The organism is Micromonospora sp. NPDC047557, assembly GCF_043205095.1.
Classification (GTDB): Bacteria; Actinomycetota; Actinomycetes; order Mycobacteriales; family Micromonosporaceae; genus Micromonospora.
In genome coordinates, this window is the sequence record NZ_JBIDDK010000009.1 from 233,676 (window position 1) to 248,145 (window position 14,470).

The 14,470-nt window shown below is 72.9% G+C and carries 15 protein-coding genes; 10 read left to right on the forward strand and 5 right to left on the reverse strand.

What is annotated here, in order from left to right; translation table 11 throughout:
* Positions 1–12 precede the first annotated feature (12 nt).
* Entirely contained in the window at positions 13–663 is a 651-nt protein-coding gene (locus ACGGAQ_RS21895; RefSeq protein WP_393051973.1) for a histidine phosphatase family protein, read from the forward strand.
* A 15-nt stretch (positions 664–678) separates the two neighbouring features.
* On the opposite strand, the gene ACGGAQ_RS21900 is transcribed toward ACGGAQ_RS21895, so the two are convergent.
* The 3 genes from ACGGAQ_RS21900 to ACGGAQ_RS21910 all read right to left on the reverse strand — a co-directional run bounded on the left by ACGGAQ_RS21900 (position 679) and on the right by ACGGAQ_RS21910 (position 2,419).
* On the reverse strand, positions 679–1,176 hold the full coding sequence (locus tag ACGGAQ_RS21900) for a DinB family protein (RefSeq protein ID WP_393051975.1): 498 nt from the start codon (positions 1,174–1,176) through the stop codon (positions 679–681).
* Between the two features lie 46 nt (positions 1,177–1,222).
* Positions 1,223–1,666 (reverse strand): VOC family protein, encoded by a 444-nt coding sequence (locus tag ACGGAQ_RS21905; protein WP_393051977.1) that lies wholly within the window; start codon positions 1,664–1,666, stop codon positions 1,223–1,225.
* 72 nt (positions 1,667–1,738) lie between these two features.
* A complete protein-coding gene (locus tag ACGGAQ_RS21910; RefSeq protein ID WP_393052050.1) occupies positions 1,739–2,419 on the reverse strand; it encodes a carbon-nitrogen hydrolase family protein in 681 nt (226 codons plus the stop codon).
* A 100-nt stretch (positions 2,420–2,519) separates the two neighbouring features.
* On the opposite strand from ACGGAQ_RS21910, the gene ACGGAQ_RS21915 reads away from it, so the two are divergent.
* The 4 genes from ACGGAQ_RS21915 to ACGGAQ_RS21930 all read left to right on the forward strand — a co-directional run bounded on the left by ACGGAQ_RS21915 (position 2,520) and on the right by ACGGAQ_RS21930 (position 5,515).
* Positions 2,520–3,329, forward strand: coding sequence for a DedA family protein (locus ACGGAQ_RS21915; protein ID WP_393051979.1), 810 nt, complete (start codon positions 2,520–2,522; stop codon positions 3,327–3,329).
* A 65-nt stretch (positions 3,330–3,394) separates the two neighbouring features.
* Positions 3,395–3,565, forward strand: a complete 171-nt coding sequence (locus ACGGAQ_RS21920) for a hypothetical protein (protein WP_393051981.1) — start codon at positions 3,395–3,397, stop codon at positions 3,563–3,565.
* Positions 3,566–4,087: 522 nt separating this feature from the next.
* The gene (locus ACGGAQ_RS21925; protein ID WP_355136803.1) at positions 4,088–4,672 is read left to right on the forward strand and encodes a hypothetical protein; all 585 of its coding nucleotides are present in this window, start codon (positions 4,088–4,090) and stop codon (positions 4,670–4,672) included.
* Positions 4,673–5,095: 423 nt separating this feature from the next.
* Positions 5,096–5,515 (forward strand): protein-tyrosine phosphatase family protein, encoded by a 420-nt coding sequence (locus ACGGAQ_RS21930; protein WP_393051983.1) that lies wholly within the window; start codon positions 5,096–5,098, stop codon positions 5,513–5,515.
* 136 nt (positions 5,516–5,651) lie between these two features.
* Here ACGGAQ_RS21930 and ACGGAQ_RS21935 read toward each other — a convergent pair whose 3' ends face one another.
* Positions 5,652–7,946, reverse strand: coding sequence for an ATP-binding cassette domain-containing protein (locus tag ACGGAQ_RS21935; RefSeq protein ID WP_393051985.1), 2,295 nt, complete (start codon positions 7,944–7,946; stop codon positions 5,652–5,654).
* Positions 7,947–8,110: 164 nt separating this feature from the next.
* Here ACGGAQ_RS21935 and ACGGAQ_RS21940 point away from each other — a divergent pair, with 164 nt between their 5' ends.
* From ACGGAQ_RS21940 to ACGGAQ_RS21950, 3 genes are read left to right on the forward strand one after another with little or no spacing between them, the layout of a single operon-like run.
* Positions 8,111–8,881, forward strand: coding sequence for a MerR family transcriptional regulator (locus ACGGAQ_RS21940; RefSeq protein ID WP_393051987.1), 771 nt, complete (start codon positions 8,111–8,113; stop codon positions 8,879–8,881).
* A 10-nt stretch (positions 8,882–8,891) separates the two neighbouring features.
* Positions 8,892–10,193, forward strand: coding sequence for a D-alanyl-D-alanine carboxypeptidase family protein (locus tag ACGGAQ_RS21945; RefSeq protein WP_393051989.1), 1,302 nt, complete (start codon positions 8,892–8,894; stop codon positions 10,191–10,193).
* 40 nt (positions 10,194–10,233) lie between these two features.
* A complete protein-coding gene (locus ACGGAQ_RS21950; protein ID WP_393051991.1) occupies positions 10,234–11,061 on the forward strand; it encodes a peptidylprolyl isomerase in 828 nt (275 codons plus the stop codon).
* Between the two features lie 164 nt (positions 11,062–11,225).
* Here the strand turns inward: ACGGAQ_RS21950 and ACGGAQ_RS21955 are convergent, their stop codons facing one another.
* Positions 11,226–12,248: a LacI family DNA-binding transcriptional regulator gene (locus tag ACGGAQ_RS21955; protein WP_234588215.1), complete on the reverse strand. Its 1,023-nt coding sequence runs from the start codon at positions 12,246–12,248 to the stop codon at positions 11,226–11,228.
* Between the two features lie 271 nt (positions 12,249–12,519).
* On the opposite strand from ACGGAQ_RS21955, the gene ACGGAQ_RS21960 reads away from it, so the two are divergent.
* Together ACGGAQ_RS21960 and ACGGAQ_RS21965 are read left to right on the forward strand one after the other, a co-directional pair.
* Positions 12,520–13,539, forward strand: coding sequence for an acetylxylan esterase (locus ACGGAQ_RS21960; RefSeq protein ID WP_393051993.1), 1,020 nt, complete (start codon positions 12,520–12,522; stop codon positions 13,537–13,539).
* A 66-nt stretch (positions 13,540–13,605) separates the two neighbouring features.
* A complete protein-coding gene (locus ACGGAQ_RS21965; RefSeq protein ID WP_393051995.1) occupies positions 13,606–14,469 on the forward strand; it encodes a M15 family metallopeptidase in 864 nt (287 codons plus the stop codon).
* The last annotated feature ends 1 nt before the right edge of the window (position 14,470 follow it).

Here is a 14,470-nt window from a genome sequence, read left to right on the forward strand (position 1 = left end):
CATGATGGGCCGATGCGAACACGGTTGATCTTCGTGCGGCACGGCGAGTCGGTCCACCAGGTCGATGGGATCGTGGGCGGCCCGCACGGATGCCGCGGGCTGACGCCGCTCGGCCACGACCAGGCACACCGGCTGGCCCAGCGGCTCGTCGACGACTACGCCGTCGAGGGGCCGCTGGCGGTCTACTCGTCCGTGCTGCGCCGCGCCGTCGAGACCGCGCAGCCCATCGCCGCGGCGTTCGGCGTCCGCCCGCTGGCCGACTGCGGCCTGTGCACCTGGCACACCCCGCCGTACGCGGACGGACTGCCGGTCACCCGCTTCCGCACCGAACACGCGGTGCCCGGTGGGGGAGTGTTCCGGCCGTTCGAGGACGGCAACGAGAGCTGGGCCGAACTGGTGGTGCGCGTCAGCCGCGCCATCATGGAGATCGCCCACCGGCACCGGGGCGGCACCGTGGTCCTGGTCGGCCACAGCGAGACCGTCGAGGGCGCCTTCCACGCGCTCGCCGCGCAGCCGATCTTCCGGGCGTTCGACCTGGACGTGCCGCCGGCCTCGATCACCGAGTGGGTCACCGACCACGACACCGGCGGCTGGCCGCCGGCCCGCTGGACCCTGCGCCGCTTCGGTGACACCGCCCCGGTCGGCCAGAGCGTGATCCAGTAACGCCGCGCCGGCGCCTTACTCGCTGAGGATCTGCTCGCGCAGGATCTCCGCGTGCCCGCAGTGCTGAGCCAGCTCGCGCAGCACGTGCAGGTACACCCAGTTCAGCGGCAGCGGACCGCGCCGGTTGCCGCGCAGCAGGTCGTCCAGACCCAGTGACGCCGTCGCGCGGCGCGACGCCTCGCACGCCTCGCGGTGGGCCTGCTGGACAGTGGCGATCGTGTCCCCGTCATCGAGGATGAACGACTCGTCCGGCGTCGCCGGGATCCCGATCTCGGCGCGCGACCGGCACGTGACGGCCTCGTCGAACCAGACCTTCTCGACGAAGGTCGCGTGCTTCACCAGACCCAGCAGCGTCGTCCGCGACGGCACCAGAGAGCGACGCGCCTGCTCCTCGGTCAGCCCGTCCAGGGCGCCGTTGAGCGCTCGGCGGTGTTCGTCGATGAATGCCTCGACCTGTGCCTGGGCCGGCTGATTCACGACATCTTCGGCAAACGTCGGCGGGAAAATGGTCATGGACCGAAGCATCTCAAGGGCGGTCACCGGTGGGCAACCTCGGCACTCATGAGCCGAAGGAGACGAGGGCACCGCGTTCGTCGAAGACGGCGGTGCCCGCCCAGGCGATCTCCCAGCGGTTGCCCTCCGGGTCGGCGATGTAGGCCGAGCGGCCACCCCACGGGCGGTCGGTCGGCTCCGCCACCACCGTCGCCCCCATCGCGACGGCCGCCGCGAAGGCCGTGTCGACCTCGGCGCGGTCATCGACGTTGCAGGCGAGGGTCACGCCGGACCAGCCGCCGGCCGCAGTGGCGATGCCGGGTGCCGCCTCGGCGGCCAGATCCGGCAGCGGATAGAGCGCGAGCAGAACGCCACCGAGCAGGAACGCCGACCAGCCGTCGTCGCTCGCCGACAGCTCCGGCCAGCCCAGGGAGCGGTAGAACGACCGCAGCAGACCCATGTCGCGTACGCCCAGGGTGACCACCGACAGCCGAGAGGGGATCGCACTCATGACCCCGATCCTGCCGCAGCGGTACGACAAGCGGTCCCTCGTCGGTGGTCCTCGGCCCGGCCGGCGGCGCCCTCAGTGGAGGGTCGTGGCGGTCCACTCGCCCGGTGCCGTGCCCACCCGGGCGGTCACCTCACCCTGCGGCGTCCAGATGGCCGACCGGCCCGCCGCCTCGGTGTAGCCGCCGCCGGTGGACCCGGCGAAGCTCGCCACCGCCACCCAGACCCGGTGTGTCGTGGCGATCCGCTGGGCCCGCTCGTCCGGAACGCCGGCGTCGCGCGCCAACTCCAGCACCCCCGCCGCGTACACGTCGATGCCGAGCGCGGCCGTGCGCTGCGCGTGCGCGGCGACGCCGGTGTCCTTGCAGACCGCCAGCCCGATCCGCCACCCGTCCACATCGAGCACCCGCGGTGTGTCGCCTGGCCGGAAGCGCTGCGCCTCCACGCCGCCCAGCCACATCTTCCGGTACGCCACGGTCACCCCGTCGCCGGTCACCGCCAGCACCCCGATGTGGTCACCGGCCACCGGTGCGCCGGCCAGCGCCAGCGTTCCCGCCTCGGCGCACGCGTCGACCAGCGGCGCCAACCGGGGGTCGTCGACCGACACGACCGGGCCCTGCAACTCGTACCCCGTCAGTGACAGCTCCGGAAAGACCACCACCCGGGCGCGCGCCGCGCGGACCGCGTCGGCGTGCGCCCGCGCGTTCTGTGCGACCTCCAGGGGTACGCACGGCGGCTGCGCCACCGCGAGCCGCAACGGGGTGCGGTTTTCCGCACGCCCGCCGGTGGGGGCGACCCGCGGGGTCGGATGGTCCGCCTCATGGTCGATTCTCAGGATCGGTTCGTAGCGTGGGGACATGATTCGAACGTCGCACGCCGTGCTCGCCACCGGAACCCCCGCCGCCGCGGCCGAACCGCCCGAGGGCGGAATCGTCGGCTACGTCAGCGATCTGGTGGAACGGCTCGGCGGGCCGGGCGCCGGTCTGGCGGTGGCGCTGGAGAACCTGTTCCCGCCGATCCCCAGCGAGGTCATCCTGCCGCTGGCCGGCTTCGTGGCCGCGCAGGGGCGGATGAGCCTGGTCGGCGCGATCTTCTGGACCACGCTGGGCTCGGTGCTGGGCGCGCTGGCGCTCTACCTGATCGGCGCGTCCCTGGGCCGGGAGCGGATGCGCGCCATCGTCGCCCGACTGCCGCTGGTGAAGCTCAGCGACGTGGACCGGACCGAGGCGTGGTTTCTCCGGCACGGCGTGAAGGCGGTGTTCTTCGGCCGGATGATCCCGATCTTCCGGAGCCTGATCTCCATCCCGGCCGGGGTGGAGCGGATGCCGGTGCGGACCTTCCTGCTCTACACGACGTTGGGCAGCCTGATCTGGAACACCACCTTCGTGCTCGCCGGATACCTGCTCGGCGACAACTGGCACCTCGTCGAGGGCTACGTCGGCACACTCCAGAACGTCGTGATCGTCGCGTGCGTCGCGGCCGTCGCCTGGTTCGTCGGCTCCCGGGTGCTGCGTGCCCGCCGCTCCGCGCGAAACCCCGAGTCGGCCGACCGCCCCTGGTCGGACTCGGGTCCTTCTCGACATGGTGCGCCACCGTCGGGGATGCCGGATCCGGGCGGTCGGGGCACCCTCTACCGGGGCGGCTCCCGGGCCTCCGACGAGCGTTAGCTCGCCGCCTCGCAGATGTCTCCGGCAAAGCGGAGCGACGGGTACGCGACACGAAGGGACGCCAAGTGACAGGGGAGCGGCGAACCCGCCCGTGGTGCGCTCGGCTGCGGCTGCGGCTGCGGCTGCGGCTGCCGCTCGGCGTCGCCGTGCCCGGCTGCTGCCCGGCACGCGCCCACACGACCGGCTACAGCCGCCGCATCCTCGCTGTCCTGCACTACCTGGGCACCCCCTCCTAGAGGCCGGACGTCCCGATCGCCCGGGTTTTCCGGTATCGGGGATTCGGGGTGGATCGTCACCCGCCGGCCCGCGCCGGCGCTCAAGGGTGGTGGGTCGTGGGCGTGATGTCCGGTTGCGGGCGCGCTGGGGTGTGACCGGGTGCATCCGTGGGCTGGAATCGTGGCGGGCCGGGGGTCGTTACACACCCTGACGATCGCAGGACCACGGCCACCCCCGCCCGCTCGACCGGACTGGGGAATGGCCGGCCCGGCCGGGTCGTTGCAGACCCCCGAACGACCGTGGGCCCGCCCCCGGTTCCGCTACCTGGCCCCGCTGAGGGCCCGGGAATGACCCCGGACCGGCGGTCGTTACACACGGTCCCGGCGCCACGAGCACCGCTCGCAGGTCGCCGCGCCGCGAGCCTTTCCCGGCTCGCCCCCAACTTCCCCCTTGATAGTGCAGCGCCGGACGAGGTGCTCACACCCGCGTCACCGACCCCCGTTGGTGTCGCTGGTGTTCCTACCCCCGAAGGAGCTACCCCCATGAACACGATCTTCCGTAAGAGCATGCTGTCCGTTGCTGGTCTCGCGTTCGCCGGTGGTGTCTTCGCCGGCCCGATCGCCCATGTCGCCACCCCGAGCACGGACGCCCGGCCGGTGGCCGTGGTGCAGGCCGACAAGCCCGACACGAGCAAGCTGATCCCGCACGGCACCCAGGGTGCCCAGTCGCACATCGACCTGAACGACGAGCAGACCGCCAACGCCAAGGCGATCATCGCCGCGACGAAGAAGGCGGGCCTGCCCGAGCGGGCCGCGGTCATCTCGATCGCGACGAGCCTGCAGGAGTCGAAGCTGGAGAACCTGGGCCACCTCGGCGACATGAACGACCATGACTCGCTGGGTCTGTTCCAGCAGCGCCCGTCCAGTGGTTGGGGCACGCCGGAGCAGATCACCGACCCGGAGTACTCCACGACCGCGTTCCTCAAGGGCCTGCGTCAGGTTGACGGGTGGCAGGACATGCCGCTGACCGAGGCCGCGCAGACCGTGCAGGTCTCGGCGTACCCGGACGCCTACGCCCAGTGGGAGCAGCAGGCCGCCGACCTGGTTGGCCAGTACTGGAACAGCTGACCCACCGCACGAACCGACCGATGGCCGGCACCCCGAACCCGGGTGCCGGCCATCGGCATGTCTACCCGCCGGCTCGCTCGGAATGCCCGGCTCGGCCTGGGCCCGCCCGAACGGGATGTCGCGCAGCAGATCTTGGACAGTTTCCGTTCCGAGCTGACGGAAACTGTCCAAGATCTGCGCCGGAGCGGGAACACCGGGAGGCGTCGGCTGGTTGTGAACCAGTGTCGGTGTGACTCAGTGTCCCCGGGCCTCACCTACATAGCCCTCGCGGAATACCGTTCGGCTGGAGCCGCGTCGCGCCACTCGCCGAGAGGCGACCTGCACACCGACACCAGCGCCGCCCCCGACCAACTGGTCGGGGGCGGCGCTTTTCTCTGCCCACCGGGCACGATGACCCGCCCTCGGTCGCGGCACAATGTTCCGGTGACCGCCGCGCAGATCTGGTCGGAGCAGTCCGGGTTGCTCGTACTGCCGAGCGGTGCGGTGGTGCGTGGACGCCGCGTCGCCGCGACCGCCTCGCCGGCCGACTTCGCGCTGCTGTTGGCGCCCGGCCCGGAGCCGGCGTGGCCATACCGGCGGATCAGGTGGCCCGACTTCTGGGTACCGCTCGACCGGGCGGACGCACTCGACGCGTTGCGTGCGGCGCTGCACAGGGCACGCGACGGCGAACGCGTCGAGGTGGCCTGCCGGGGCGGGGTCGGCCGGACGGGAACGGCGTTGGCCGCGCTGGCGATCCTCGACGGCCTGCCGGCGGAGCGGGCGGTGCCCTGGGTCCGGGCGGGCTACCACCCGAAGGCGGTCGAGACACCCTGGCAGCGGCGCTGGCTGCGCCACGTCGCCTGACCGTCGGTGTCGCCGGCCACGCGGTAGGGCCGGCCCGCCCTCGACCACTGGCGTGGGCCGCCCCACCGCGTCGCGTCGGCCCGCGCTCGCACGCCGTGCGGCGTCAACCGGCCGCGTCCCGGGCACCGCCGACCCGTCACCCCTTCAGCAGCTCCGCTGGCTTGTGGACGTACTCGCGGAGATGGGTGGCGGTGAGGGTGTCGCCGTGGGCGACCAGGTCCGCTGGCGTGCCGGTGAAGACGATGCGCCCGCCGTCGTGCCCGGCGCCCGGGCCGAGGTCGATGAGCCAGTCCGCGTGGGCCATCACGGCCTGGTGGTGCTCGATGACGATGACCGTGTTGCCGGCGTCGACCATGCGGTCCAACAGGGCCAGCAGCTGGTCCACGTCGGCCAGGTGCAGGCCGGTGGTGGGCTCGTCGAGGACGTACGTGCTGGTCTTCTCCGCCAGGTGGATGGCGAGCTTGAGCCGTTGCCGCTCCCCGCCGGACAGGGTGGTCAGCGGCTGGCCGAGGCTGAGGTAGCCCAACCCGACGTCGACCAGCCGGCGGAGGATGAGGTGCGCCGGCCCGCTGGGGAAGAACCCGTACGCCTCGGTGACCGACATGGCCAGCACCTCGCTGATGTTCTTCCCGCGCAGGGTGTAGGTGAGGACCTCGTCGGTGAACCGCCGCCCCGCGCACCGCTCGCAGACGCTCGCCACCCCGGCCATCATCGCCAGGTCCGTGTAGATCAGCCCGATGCCCTTGCACGCCGGGCAGGCGCCTTCGGAGTTCGCGCTGAACAGCGCCGCCTTGACGCCGTTGGCCTTGGCGAAGGCGGTACGGATCGGGTCGAGCAGTCCGCTGTAGGTGGCCGGGTTGCTGCGTCGTGACCCGCGGATCGGGGACTGGTCGACGATCACCACACCGGCCCGGCCGCGCAGTGAGCCGTGGATCAGCGAGCTCTTGCCGGAGCCGGCCACGCCGGTGACCACGGTGAGGACGCCGAGCGGGATGTCCACGTCGACGTCGCGCAGGTTGTGCAGGTCGGCGTGGCGGATGCTGAGCTGCCCGGTGGGGCGGCGTCCCTCGTCGCGCAGCCTCACCCGGTGGTCCAGGTGCCGCCCGGTGAGGGTGCCGGAGCGGCGCAGGCCGGGGACGTCGCCGGTGAAGCAGATCTGCCCGCCGGAGCTGCCCGCGCCCGGCCCCAGGTCGACGACGTGGTCGGCGATGGCGATGGTCTCCGGTTTGTGCTCCACCACCAGCACCGTGTTGCCCTTGTCGCGCAGCCGCAGCAGCAGGTCGTTCATCCGGGCGATGTCGTGCGGGTGCAGGCCGACGGTGGGCTCGTCGAAGACGTACGTGACGTCGGAGAGGCTGGAGCCGAGGTGTCGGACCATCTTCACCCGCTGCGCCTCGCCGCCGGAGAGGGTCGCCGACTCCCGGTCCAGGCTGAGGTAGCCCAACCCGATCTCGACAAGCGAGTCGAGCAGGTCGCGGAGGTTGCCGATCAGCGGGGCCGCTCCCGGGTCGTCGATGTTCCGCACGAACGCGGCCAGGTCGCTGATCTGCATGGCGGAACACTCGGCGATGGTGCGGCCGGCGATCCGTGACGACAGGGCTGCGGCGTTGAGCCGGGTGCCGTCGCAGGCCGGGCAGGTGGTGAAGGTGACCGCCCGGTCGACGAAGGCGCGGATGTGCGGTTGCATCGAGTCGCGGTCCTTGGCCAGGTAGAGCCGCTTGACCTTGACCGCGAGGCCCTCGTACGTCCAGGTGTTGCTGCCTATCTTGATTTTCGTGGCCGGCTTGTGGAGGAAGTCCTCCCACTGCTGCGGCGTGTAGTCCTGCAGCTTGACGTCCGGGTCGTACAACCCGGAGCCGACGATGGTCTGCCAGTACCAGGAGTCCACCGCGAAGTTGGGCACCGTGATCGCGCCGTCGTTGAGCGAGCGCTCGACGTCCACCAGCTCGTTGACGTCGAGGTCGGAGACCCGGCCCAGCCCTTCGCAGGTGAGGCACATGCCCTCGGGCAGGTTGAAGCTGAACGCGCCGGCGCCACCGACCGACGGCTCGCCGAGCCGGCTGAAGAGGATCCGCAGCATGGCGTACGCGTCGGTGGCGGTGCCGACGGTGGAGCGGGAGTTGACGCCCATCCGCTCCTGGTCGACCACGATGGCGGCGCCGAGGTTGCGCAGCGAGTCGACGTCCGGCCGGTTGAGGTTCGGCATGAACGACTGGAGGAACGCGCTGTAGGTCTCGTTGATCAGGCGCTGGGACTCGGCGGCGATGGTGCCGAAGACGAGCGACGACTTGCCGGAGCCGGAGACGCCGGTGAAGACGGTCAACCGGCGCTTGGGGATGTCGACCGAGACGGCGGCGAGGTTGTTCTCCCGCGCTCCGCGTACCTCGATCATGTCGTGGCTGTCGGCGGCGGACCTTGCTGGCTGCGACATGCGAACCCTTTACGAAGTCATGGCGGGACCACCCGCCGTGCACCGGACGCATTAAATTGTCTCATTCACCCTCCCGTGAAGACTTTCTCGAAGCGTGGAGCGTGCTGCTCTGAGGAAAGACCAGGAAAGTCTCAAATCACGTGTCAAGCGGTACGGTTGCCCGCGTGGAGGCCGTGCCGAAGGATCGCCTGCGGGCCGTGGACCTCGCCGCCACCGTGGGGATCTCGGTGCAGCAGGTGCGCAACTACGTCGAGGAGGGCGTCCTGCCGCCGGTGCGGCGTACCGCGAGCGGCTACCGGATCTTCACGACCGCGCACGCCCGCGCGCTGACCGTGGCCCGGCGGCTGGCCGAGGGACACGGCTGGGGCCGTACCCGGGAGATCATGGCGGCGGTGCACCGCGGTGACGTGCCGGCGGCCCTGGCGGCGCTCGACGGCGGCCATGCCGAGCTGGACCGCGAACGCGCCGACATCCGCCGCGTGCTCGGCGCCTTCGAGACCGTGCTGGCCAACCCGCCGGCGACCCGGCCGGCCCAGCGCCGCGGCGTCCGCATCGGCGAGGTGGCAGCCCTCGTCGGGGTGCGGACCTCGCAGCTGCGCCTGTGGGAGGCGCGTGACCTGCTGCGGCCGGGCCGCGCCCCCGGCACCAACTACCGGGTGTACGACGAGACCGAGCTGCGCGCCGCGCAGGTCGTCGCGCTCCTGCGCCGGGGCGCCTACCCGTTCGAGATCATCGAGGCGGTGCTGGGCGAGCTGCGCACCACCGGCAGCGCCCAGCGGGTACGCGCCGAGCTGGCCCGCCGTGAGCAGGACCTGCACGCCCGCAGCCTGCGCCGGTTGCGGGGCAGCGCCGCGCTGCACGACTACCTGGTGGAGCGAGCCGCCCTCGGAGGGTCGAGCGGCCAACCGCTCCCGCCGGGCGATCTTGTTGACTAGGGTCGGACACATGAGAGCTGCGCTGCTGGCGGTCACGGCGTCCGCCGTCCTGCTCGCTCCCGCGCCGGTCGCGGCCGCAGCGGCGGCCCCCACGCCCGTCGCCGCGACGGAAGCCGCCACGGGCGCCGCCGCCACGGGTGCCGCTGCCGCCCCGCGGGCCGTGCGGTGCCCTCGGGTGCCGGCGCCGGCGATGTCCCGCCCGCCCCGGCCCTCGCCCCCGCCCGCCGTGCCCGAAGCGCGGGTGGTCGGCGGCGCCGGGCTGGCCACCAGTGGCCTGGTCATGCCGATCGGCGCGGGCACGCCGCCGGCGATCACCGCCACCTCGTGGCTGGTCGCGGACCTGGATTCCGGCCAGGTGCTCGGGGGCTGCGGCCCGCACGAGTACGGCACTCCGGCCAGCGTCCAGAAGCTGCTGCTGGCGGCCACGATGATGCCCCGGCTCGACCCCGCCCAGACGGTGACCGTCACCGCGGCGGACATGAACATCGAGCCCGGCTCCTCCGCCGTCGGCCTGGTCGAGGGCGGCCGCTACACGATCGAGACGATCTGGCTGGGGCTGCTGCTCAACTCCGGCAACGAGGCGGCGAACGCGCTGGCCCGGCTGGGCGGCGGGTCCGACGGCGCGGCCGGGGGAGTCCGCGCGATGAACGAGCAGGCACACCACCTGGGCGCGCTCCAGACGCACGCGGTCACCCCGTCCGGCCTGGACGGCAAGGGCCAGTTCACCAGCGCGTACGACCTGGCGTTGATCGCCCGGGCCTGCTTCGCGCAGCCGACCTTCCGGCGGTACGCGCTCACCCAGCAGGCGACGATTCCGGCCCAGCCGGCGCAGCGGACCAAGGGCTTCCAGATCCAGAACGAGAACCAGCTCATCTACCGGTACCCGGGCGCGTTGGGCGGCAAGACGGGCTTCACCGACCTGGCGCGGCACACCTACGTCGGCGCGGCGGAACGTGACGGGCGTCGGCTGGTGGTGACGCTGCTGGGTGCCGAGCCGGCGCCGATGCGCGGCTGGGAGCAGGGGGCGGCCCTGCTGGACTGGGGTTTCTCGCTGCCCCGCGACGCCAGCGTCGGCCGCCTGGTCGAGCCGGGGGAGCTGACCGCCACGCCGTCGGCCGCGCCGTCCGCGCTGGCCGCGCCCGGTCCGCCCCGCCCGGCGGCGGCCAGCGGCCCGGCGGGCACCGGCTCAGGATGGTTGTGGTCGGTGGTCGCGCTGAGTGGCGCGGGAGTGCTGGCGCTGCTGGGCGGGTTGCTGTGGCACCGCCGCCGTCGGTTGCCCGGTCACATCGACAACGAGCCTCGGCATCCATAGACTCCGGTCTTTCTGGCAGCACGAGCCCAGGAGGATCCCTGTGTCGAGTGAACTCGAAACGCCTTCCGGCGCGGCGGCACCCCGCCGGTCGGTGCGCGCGCTGACCCGCCTCGTCGGTGTGACGGCGTTCGCCGCAACGCTGATCGTCGGCGCGTCGGCTGCCGCGGTGGCCGCGCCGGGCGCGGCCGACGACGCGGTGAGCGCGACCGCCGCCGATGCCCGCCCGCCGCGCACCACGCACGGCCCGTGCGCCTACACCGAGACGCCCGACGAGCCGGCCGCCCGGCCGGTGCCGCTGCCGCCCGACCCGCGCCGCACCCCGGACCGGGGCAGCGTCCGGGTGACCCTCTCCACCAACCAGGGGCCGATGGGGTTGACCCTGGACCGGGCCGCCGCGCCGTGCACGGTGCAGAGCTTCCTGCACCTGGTCGGCAAGCGCTTCTACGACCGCACCCCGTGCCACCGGCTCACCGCGTACCCGACGCTGAGCGTGTTGCAGTGTGGCGACCCGTCCGGCACCGGCGAGGGTGGCCCCGGCTACCGGTACCGCGACGAGCTGCCGACCGACCTGCCGCCGGCCCCCACCGACCCGACCGGCGTACGCCGGGTCTACGCCCGGGGCGTGCTGGCGATGGCCAACGCAGGGCCGGACACCAATGGCAGCCAGTTCTTCCTGGTGTACGCCAACTCGGCGCTACGCCCCAACTACACGATCTTCGGCACGGTGGACGCCGCAGGGCTCGCCACCCTGGACCGGATCGCCGCTCAGGGAATCGCGCCGACGGCCGAGGACCCGGCGCCGGTCGACGGCGCGCCCGCGCAGCCGGTGACCATCCGGCGTGCCGTCCGGGCACACCACCACCACTGACCCGCTCGGCGCGGTGGGCGGCCCCGGTCGCCCACCGCGCCGCGAGGCGTCCACGCCTGTCGTCGTCGCTCGTGCGGCGGACCGGCAGGCCGGAATTTTCGCGGCTGGACCGGAACAGGTGGGACCGGAAACCGATCCGGTTCGGGCCGTCGGAACGGAAGGGATCAGCCGGTCGGCGGGACGGCGGTGCTGTCCCGGACGACCAGCTCGGTGGCCAGCTCCACCCGGGGCGAGTCGATGCCCTCGCCCTGGGCCAGTCGCAGTACGGTCCGCACCGCCAGCCGCCCCATCTCGACCAGGGGCTGCCGGACGGTGGTCAGCGGCGGCGACGCCCACCGGGCCTCCGGCAGGTCGTCGAAGCCGACCACGCTGACGTCGTCGGGAACCCGCAGCCCGCGGCGGCGGATGGCCTCGTAGACGCCGAACGCCATCTGGTCGCTGGCCGCGAAGATGCCGGTCGGTGGGTCGGCCAGATCGAGCAGCGCCGTGCCGCCGGCGAAGCCGGAGGCGTGGTAGAAGTCGCCCGGGTAGATCAGCGCGTCGTCCACCGGCACCCCGGCGGCCTCCAGCCCGGCGCGGTAGCCGTCCAGGCGGGCCCGGCTGCACAGCAGGTGCGTCGGCCCGGCCACGAAGCCGATCCGCCGGTGGCCGACCGCCAGCAGGTGCTCGGTCGCGGCGAGCCCGCCGGCCCAGTTGGTGGCGCCGATCGTCGGGACGTCCATCGCCGGTACGCCGGCCGGGTCGACGACCACCACCGGCACGTTGAGGCGGCGCAGTTGCGCGTGCAGGGGTGGGCTCAGGTGCGACGTCACGAAGATGACGCCGTCGGTGGCGCGGGTGCGCAGGTTCTGCAACCACTGCCGGGCCGCCGTCGGCTGCCGGTGGATCGCGGAGACCACGGTGCCCACCCCGGCGGCGTGCCCGACGTCCTCCACGCCCCGGATGATCTCCACGGCCCAGGGGCTGTCCAGGTCGTTGAAGACCAGGTCGACGAGGCCCGCGCGGCGGACGCTGCGGCTGCTGCGGCGCCGGTAGCCGTGGTGGCGCAGCAACTCCTCGACGCGTTCGCGGGTGTCGGGGGCCACATCGGACCGGCCATTGAGCACCCGTGACACGGTCGGCACCGAGACCCCGGCCTCCCGTGCGATCGCGGTGATGGTCACCCTGCGTCCGTCGTCCGCGTCCACCCGTGTCTCCTTCACCGCTCCGGAGAGACGACCGCGAGCGTCGTCCATCCAGTGTCCCGGAACGGCACGCCCGCCCCTCGCGCCATCTTGCCTCACGGACGGGGGTTGACGACACGCCAGGTCGGTTCTAGCGTTCGGCTGAGTTGCGGAAATGTTCCGGTAATTTGTCGGATGCGTATCGGCGTACGGTCCCGTCTCCGCCGCCCGGCTGTCGGCGTCGGCCACGCCGTGGACGCACCCTGTTCAGTGCACGCGACAGACAAGGGGCGCCATGCACACGGACCTGCCCGAGGCGCAGCTACGCGAGTACCGCGGCGTGGTGCGGGACCCGGCCGACTTCGACGAGTTCTGGGCCGAAACCCTGGCGCAGGCCCGTGACGCCACCTGGCCGGTCCGGCTCGAGCCCGTGGAGACCGGCCTGCGAGCCATCGACGTGTACGACGTGACGTTCCCCGGGTTCGCCGGCCAGCCCGTACGGGCCTGGCTGCGGGTGCCGCACGGGGCCGGCACGGCGCTGCCGACAGTCGTGCAGTACGTGGGCTATGGGGGCGGGCGCGGGCACGCGCTGGAGAACCTGCTCTGGGCGTCGGCCGGGTTCGCCCATCTGCAGATGGACACCCGGGGGCAGGGCTCGGGCTGGAGCCGGGGCGTCACCGCGGACCTGGGCGCCGCCGGCCCGGAGGCGCCCGGCGTGGCGACGCGGGGCATCGCCGATCCCCGCACCTACTACTACCGACGGTTGATCACCGACGCGGTCCGGGCGGTGGACGCGGCCCGGACCCTGCCGATGGTCGACCCGACCCGGGTGGCGGTGCTCGGGCACAGCCAGGGTGGCGCACTGGCGCTCGCGGCCGGCGCGTTGGCCCGCGGTGTGCGGGCCGTGGTCGCCCTCGTGCCGTTCCTCTGTGACATTCCGCGTGCGGTGGTGGTCACCGACGCCCACCCGTATCGGGAAATCCGCGACTACCTGGCGATCCACCGGGACGCCGAGGAGCGGGTGCTGAGCACCCTGTCGTACGTCGACGGCGTCAACTTCGCCCGACGCTGCCGCCGGCCGGCGCGCTACTCGGTGGCGCTGATGGACGACATCGTGCCCCCATCGGGGGTGTACGCCGCCCACAACGCCCATGCCGGGGCGACGGAGCTGTCGGTGTGGCGGTACAACGGCCACGAGGCCGGCGGGATCGACGACGACGAGGCGGCCCTGCGCTTCGTCGGCGTGCACCTGGTCGAAACCCCCGACCCGGCGCCGACCGTGGCGGATCCGGCTCCGCTGGCGGCCGGCGGTTGAACGGGCTCGCGGCGGCCCGCGGTTGATCCGGCTCGCGGCACCGACCGCTGCTGATAGACAGGACGGGTGCGCAGGTCAGTGCGGGTGGGTGGCGGCGTCGTGCTGGCGCTCGTCGCGGTGCTCGGCGGCTGCTCCCGTCCGCAGCCGCGTCCGGGCCCGACGGCCCCGGTCTCGGCCCCGCTGACCGGGTCGGCGAGCCCTCCACCGTCGTCGGCGACCCCGACCCCGACCGGCGGGTTGCCGGGCTTCGTGGTGCTGACCGACGTCGACCCGCGCATCCACGCCGACATCCGCTACGCCACGGCGCACAACTTCGTGGGCCGGCCGATCGTCGGCTACCGCGAACCGCTGTGCCTGCTCACCCGTCAGGCCGCCGAGGCGTTGCGCCGGGTCCAGGACGCCGCGCTGGCCGGCGGCCACAGCCTCAAGGTGTACGACTGCTACCGCCCGCAGCCCGCGGTGGACGACTTCGTCGCCTGGTCGAAGCGCCCCGGCGAGCAGCAGACCAAGGCCGAGTTCTATCCGGACCTGGCCAAGGACCGGCTCTTCGCCGACGGCTACATCGGCGCGCCGACCGCCCACAGCCGGGGCAGCACGCTGGACCTCACGCTCGTCGACGAGCCGCCCGCCAGCCAACCCGCGTACGTGCCCGGTCAGCCGCTGGTCCCCTGTACGGCGCCGCCGGGGCGGCGCTTCGCCGACAACAGCATCGACATGGGCACCGGGTTCGACTGTTTCGACGCCCGGGCGCACACCGCCGACCCCCGCATCACCGGCACGGCGCGGGACAACCGGCAGTTGCTGCGGCGGCTGATGACCGACGCCGGGTTCGTCAACTACGACCGCGAGTGGTGGCACTACGGCCTGCGCGACGACCCGCACCCGCGCACGTACTTCGCCGCGCCGGTGGCGCGCTCCTCGCTCGGGTGAC

What these genes read in the sequence shown, in the direction of transcription:
- ACGGAQ_RS21960 (WP_393051993.1), top strand. Translation starts at nt 12,520, where the DNA reads ATGCACACGGACCTGCCCGAGGCGCAGCTACGCGAGTACCGCGGCGTG.
- ACGGAQ_RS21900 (WP_393051975.1), bottom strand. Translation starts at nt 1,176, where the DNA reads ATGACCATTTTCCCGCCGACGTTTGCCGAAGATGTCGTGAATCAGCCG.
- ACGGAQ_RS21935 (WP_393051985.1), bottom strand. Translation starts at nt 7,946, where the DNA reads ATGTCGCAGCCAGCAAGGTCCGCCGCCGACAGCCACGACATGATCGAG.
- ACGGAQ_RS21895 (WP_393051973.1), top strand. Translation starts at nt 13, where the DNA reads ATGCGAACACGGTTGATCTTCGTGCGGCACGGCGAGTCGGTCCACCAG.
- ACGGAQ_RS21945 (WP_393051989.1), top strand. Translation starts at nt 8,892, where the DNA reads ATGAGAGCTGCGCTGCTGGCGGTCACGGCGTCCGCCGTCCTGCTCGCT.
- ACGGAQ_RS21905 (WP_393051977.1), bottom strand. Translation starts at nt 1,666, where the DNA reads ATGAGTGCGATCCCCTCTCGGCTGTCGGTGGTCACCCTGGGCGTACGC.
- ACGGAQ_RS21925 (WP_355136803.1), top strand. Translation starts at nt 4,088, where the DNA reads ATGAACACGATCTTCCGTAAGAGCATGCTGTCCGTTGCTGGTCTCGCG.
- ACGGAQ_RS21915 (WP_393051979.1), top strand. Translation starts at nt 2,520, where the DNA reads ATGATTCGAACGTCGCACGCCGTGCTCGCCACCGGAACCCCCGCCGCC.